Source organism: Streptomyces sp. NPDC043176 (genome assembly GCF_056436715.1).
Genome location: NZ_JBWKCA010000054.1, coordinates 1 through 4,484 on the forward strand (window position 1 = coordinate 1; position 4,484 = coordinate 4,484).

Consider the following 4,484-nt stretch of genomic DNA (forward strand, 5'->3'; position numbering starts at 1 on the left):
TTGGTGAGTTCCTAGACAGCTCCCACCACACCGGAGGTCTTCGCCATGTTCAAGACCAGACCAGTGTCAACAACGCTCGTGATCAATACACCTAGTCCGTACCGGCCGGCCTTCAGGAGAACATCGTGCGATTCACGACAACCAAGAACCTCCGCCGCGTCCTCAGCGCTGCCGGTGGAGCCCTGCTCATCTCCCTCGCCCTGCCCGCGTCCCCCGCCTCCGCCGTCGACCTGTCCCGGTGGGCCCCGATATTCAGCCTCGACAGCGGCAAGTGTCTGGAAGTGGGGGGCTGGTCCACCGAGAACGGCGCGGGCGTCAACCAGTGGGACTGCCACACGGGTGCCAACCAGGAATGGGCCGGGACCCCGTACGGGAGCGGATACCTCATCTACAACCGGCACAGCGGAAAGTGCCTCGAGGTCAAGGGCTGGTCCAGAGCCAACGGTGCCGCCATCGGTCAGTGGGAGTGCCATGGCGGGGTGAACCAGCAGTGGATGGTGCGCTACCCGGGAGAGAACTGGATGACCCTGGTCAACGTGAACAGCGGCAAGTGCCTGGAGATCGGCGACTGGCGCAAGGACAACGGCGCCCCTGCCACCCAGTGGGACTGCCACGGGGGAGAAAACCAGTACTGGCACTGAAGGGTGTCGCAGAGGGTCGGCCTTTCTTCCTGCTGCGGGACGATCAGGCCGGCGCCGAGGTAGGCGCCGTCCGCGAGCACCGTCGTGCCCGCCGTTAGGGCGGGCAGGCCCGACTCGCGCCAGACGTGCGCGTCGGCCTTGTGGCCAGGGGCCGGCCGGGCCGCCGCGATGACCAGGCGGGGCGGGTGTCTGCGCCGATGGTGACCTGCACGTTTACCGAGAACCGGTAGTTGCGGGACGAGGCACCGGTCTTCCGGTCGCGGACCGGGATCAGGGTGCCGTCCACGATCCACAACCGTTCGGTGTCCGTCACCGGTCGCAAAGCCGCCTCGAGCGCCGGCAGCGGCCCGAGCGCTGGATGACCCGGCAGACCGTGGCGGGCGAGACGCCGAACAGCGGCGCGAGCTGTCGCATGGTGAGGTTCGTGCGGTGGTACACGGCCACCAGCAGCCCCCGGTCCGGCAGCGGCAGACACCACGGCCGGCCACCACCAGGCCCGTTCCCGCCCCGCTCCCGCACCACCTTCACGAGCTTCGCGAATACCTGAGCGGCACCGGCGGGGCCGAGGTATGTCGAGCAGCAGGTGTTCGCGGATGCCGGGATCGACCTTCGCCTGTCCTCCGTGCCGGCCACCGGGGTAGGGGCGGGTGCGCGGATCTTCAGCACCGTGCACTCCCTGATGGTGCACGGGACGGAAGCTGTTCGGTGCGGCCCCGAGGCAGGACGTCAGGCTGAGGCCGCTGTCGTCGCGGGCACTGCCGCGCGACGGACCTGCTTGATCCGGAGCTGACTTCCACCGGACCTCCGACCGTTCCGGCCGGGGCTCAACGCTACTCGGGGTTCTCGAAGTCGAACCGGCAGCCGGCATCCCACTCGGAGCGCTGGTTTCCGTGGGCGGGGATGCCACCGGCGTCCTTGAGCATGCGGGCCAGGTGGAGCTGGTTCTACGCCATTGCGACAAGCCCCGAACGGGTACTTTCAGAATCCCTCCACGGTTACCTGTCTGCAACGGCTGGGGCGCGTCCGCCGCTTGGCCGCGTACGGCGCTCCGCGCGGTGTCCGGGCCGGAGCGGCGCCTCGAAGATCTGGACGTCGGACACGCCTTCACCCTGCTCGCAGAGCGCCTTGTACGCCTCTGGGGCCGGTCGGCCACGGCCCCGGCCCGGCGCTGACTCGCTCGACACGGCATGAAATCTCACCCACGCATTCGCATTCATTGACCGATCCACTTTGGATTGCATTCATCATTGAATCGTGCGCGAAATGTGAAATCCTGCCGACTTGCGATCAGGATTGCGGAGTGCTGCTCTGGAATGAACAGGGGGTAAGGGCGAAATGATCCGGGCCCGAATGAGTGGCGTTCAGCCGAAGCAGGGGGGACAACGCGTCGTGTGACGACGGGATGCCCCGCGCTGCGACCCGCTATCGGAGGTTCACGATGACACAGGTCTCTTCTGCCCGCATTCCACTACGCCAGATCATGGCCGTGCTCCTGACGGCCGCCCTGACGTTCTCCCTCTCGGTGGTGCTCGCCGTCACCTCGACGAAAGAAGCAGCCGCCTCGTGCTCCGCCAACCGGTTCAACGGAACGTGGCGCTCGTCCGACGCGAGGCTGAAGCGTATCGACGTGTGGCAGGGAGAGGACTGCCACCTGTACGCCAGGGCCTGGTCCGTCTGCGAGAACGACTCGTCGCATATCTGCAGCTGGGGAAACAGGAGAATGGGAGACAGCCCCGAGCCGAACTTCCAGTTCGTCGGATACAACTGGAACAACGCCAATGAGGTGCTGCACCTGCGGATGCAGGACAGGTCTCACATCTCGGTGTGGGACAGCACCGACTACCACAACGGTAAGAAGGTCAGTTTCACGGTCTCGATGTACAAGAGCCGTTGAGCCCGCGAAGGGCGGCAACTCCGCCCACACCGCTACTGGACGAGACCCCTACCAAGACAGGTGGGGGCCTCGCCGCTCGTCCCCCCGCCCCCGAACAGATGGCGACTCTCGCTGAGCTCTTTCAGAGCGGCCACTGATCGGGTGACGGGCCAGCGTCCCGCAACTCACGAGGCTCCCGTGCCGTTGAGGAAGGTGCTCGACGTCTCAACTCGTCGGCACAGGAGCCTCGTTGGTTCCCCGTCCTGTCGCACTCGACCTGCCTCACGCCCTGGTCGAGTGGGTATCGATACTCATCGTCACCCGTGAGGGTGGCCGACGCTGCAAGCTCCCGCCCCACCAGCGCGCCCTCGTCGGCCTGGTCTACCTGCGCCGGCACGACACGCTCGCGCAGATCGCCGCCGGGTTCGGCATATCCGTCGGGACCGCCCACGCCTACGTCACGGCCGTCGTCGATCACCTGTCCCGCCGGGCATCCGGTCTGCTGCAGGTCCTGCGCGAGACGGATCCCGATCACGTCCTGCTCGACGGGACGCTCGCCGACCGCGCCTCCATCGGGGCCGGCCTCTGGGTGACCACGCCCATCAGACGGCTCCCCAGCCAGGACCTCACCACAACCCAGCAGACAATCAACCGAGCCCTGTCAGCGGCACGAGCACCGGTCGAACGAAGCATCGCAAGACTCAAGTCCGGGCAGATCTTCCGCCGGGCCCGCTGCAGCCCCCACCGCATGGCCGTCATCGCCGCAGCCGTCCTCACCCTGGAACGTCAACGCTGATGAATCTCATTGCCGTTCCAGGGCGAGGACGGATTGGCAATGGCCGTCATCCCGTGGGGAACCGTCTCACGACCAGACAAGTCGACCTTCGGTGAACCGACAGACCGGGGAGCGGCCCTCGGCGATCCTCGTCAGCGTCTCCGCTACGGAGTCGAAATACTGGGCCAGCGATTCGTACTCGCCCCTGACCGTGGGGCCACCCACGAACCAGCTGCCGACGCGGCCGTCCCGCACGTCGATGAACTTTCCCATCCAGCCGTCCTGGTCCGACAGGAACGGGATCCACTCGTTACGCCAGAACGGGTAGTCCGGCTGGTCCGGAGGGTCGAATCCGCAGGACGTGGAGCGGTTCGCGTAGAGCCTCTCCATCGCCCGGATGCCCAGATAGAAGCTTCCCTCGTCCGGGAACCCGTCGAAGCCGCAGCACATCACGTCGTCGTCGACGTCTTCCTCCGGCAGATCCAGATTGTTCTGCAACAGCCACGTGCGCAGGTCCCCGTGAAGGGAGATCCCCATCCGTTCCTCGGCTGCCGCGAGTACCCGCTCCGTAGCGGGCCCTGGCAGATCCGCGTGATCGGCCGGCGCGTGCTCCCGAAGAAGACTCATCACACGTGACCAACTCTCAGCCACACTCATCGTCCTCTGCCCTCTGTCCTCTCTACAGGGATATCTCCGTCCGACTACGCCACTGCGGAGGTCGGGAAGTACCGGCCGGAGGACCTTGCAGGGATGGTACGTCGAGCATGCGTTCCATTCCTCCCCGCGATCATCTTCCGCCCCGCGCAGGACCGGCCCCTCAGCGAAGTGACCGCCCGCGACTTTTCACAGACAACCCACTGCGCCGACGGGCCCAGCCTCGGAGCTTCCAGGACTCAAGCGAGGGCCACGACGTCACCCTGGTGTGGCGAAGATGAAAAGGATCAATGCTTGGCGCCGTCCTCGTTGCCGGTGATCAGGCAGCCGCCCACGCGACCGCAGTAGGCCTACCGGCCGCGTTCGTTGAGGATCGAGGAGCAGGCGGTAAAGCCGCTCGATGACCTTCTTCATGATTGAGAAGTTGTCACCCAGTCATACAGGCCCTAGGGCCTGTGTGATGTCGTGATCAGTTGCCGGGTTCTGTGCTCTTCGTGGGGTGGAACCCGGTAGGACTGTGGTCGTGACGCGTAGGCAACTC

The 4,484-nt window shown here is 65.9% G+C and carries 4 protein-coding genes and 3 pseudogenes; 3 read left to right on the plus strand and 4 right to left on the minus strand.

Going from position 1 to position 4,484, the window contains the following annotated elements:
- The first annotated feature begins 125 nt into the window (after positions 1–125).
- Positions 126–641 carry an RICIN domain-containing protein gene (locus tag AC067A_RS37275; RefSeq protein ID WP_479248122.1) on the plus strand — a complete coding sequence of 172 codons (516 nt, stop codon included), beginning with the start codon at positions 126–128 and terminating at the stop codon, positions 639–641.
- An 11-nt stretch (positions 642–652) separates the two neighbouring features.
- Here the strand turns inward: AC067A_RS37275 and AC067A_RS37280 are convergent.
- Both AC067A_RS37280 and AC067A_RS37285 read right to left on the minus strand, forming a co-directional pair.
- Positions 653–1,181, minus strand: a pseudogene (locus tag AC067A_RS37280) (transposase family protein); the annotation flags it as partial.
- Positions 1,182–1,471: 290 nt separating this feature from the next.
- Positions 1,472–1,585: pseudogene (locus AC067A_RS37285) on the minus strand (flavodoxin family protein); the annotation flags it as partial.
- A 494-nt stretch (positions 1,586–2,079) separates the two neighbouring features.
- Between AC067A_RS37285 and AC067A_RS37290 the strand changes: the two are divergent.
- Both AC067A_RS37290 and AC067A_RS37295 read left to right on the plus strand, forming a co-directional pair.
- Positions 2,080–2,535 (plus strand): hypothetical protein, encoded by a 456-nt coding sequence (locus AC067A_RS37290; protein ID WP_479248124.1) that lies wholly within the window; start codon positions 2,080–2,082, stop codon positions 2,533–2,535.
- Between the two features lie 229 nt (positions 2,536–2,764).
- Positions 2,765–3,310 (plus strand): transposase, encoded by a 546-nt coding sequence (locus tag AC067A_RS37295; protein WP_479248126.1) that lies wholly within the window; start codon positions 2,765–2,767, stop codon positions 3,308–3,310.
- A 66-nt stretch (positions 3,311–3,376) separates the two neighbouring features.
- On the opposite strand, the gene AC067A_RS37300 is transcribed toward AC067A_RS37295, so the two are convergent.
- Both AC067A_RS37300 and AC067A_RS37305 read right to left on the minus strand, forming a co-directional pair.
- Positions 3,377–3,946, minus strand: coding sequence for an SMI1/KNR4 family protein (locus tag AC067A_RS37300; protein ID WP_479248127.1), 570 nt, complete (start codon positions 3,944–3,946; stop codon positions 3,377–3,379).
- Between the two features lie 287 nt (positions 3,947–4,233).
- A pseudogene (locus AC067A_RS37305) lies at positions 4,234–4,378 on the minus strand (flavodoxin family protein); the annotation flags it as partial.
- Between the last annotated feature and the right edge of the window lie 106 nt (positions 4,379–4,484).

What these genes read in the sequence shown, in the direction of transcription:
- AC067A_RS37290 (WP_479248124.1), top strand. Translation starts at nt 2,080, where the DNA reads ATGACACAGGTCTCTTCTGCCCGCATTCCACTACGCCAGATCATGGCC.
- AC067A_RS37300 (WP_479248127.1), bottom strand. Translation starts at nt 3,946, where the DNA reads ATGAGTGTGGCTGAGAGTTGGTCACGTGTGATGAGTCTTCTTCGGGAG.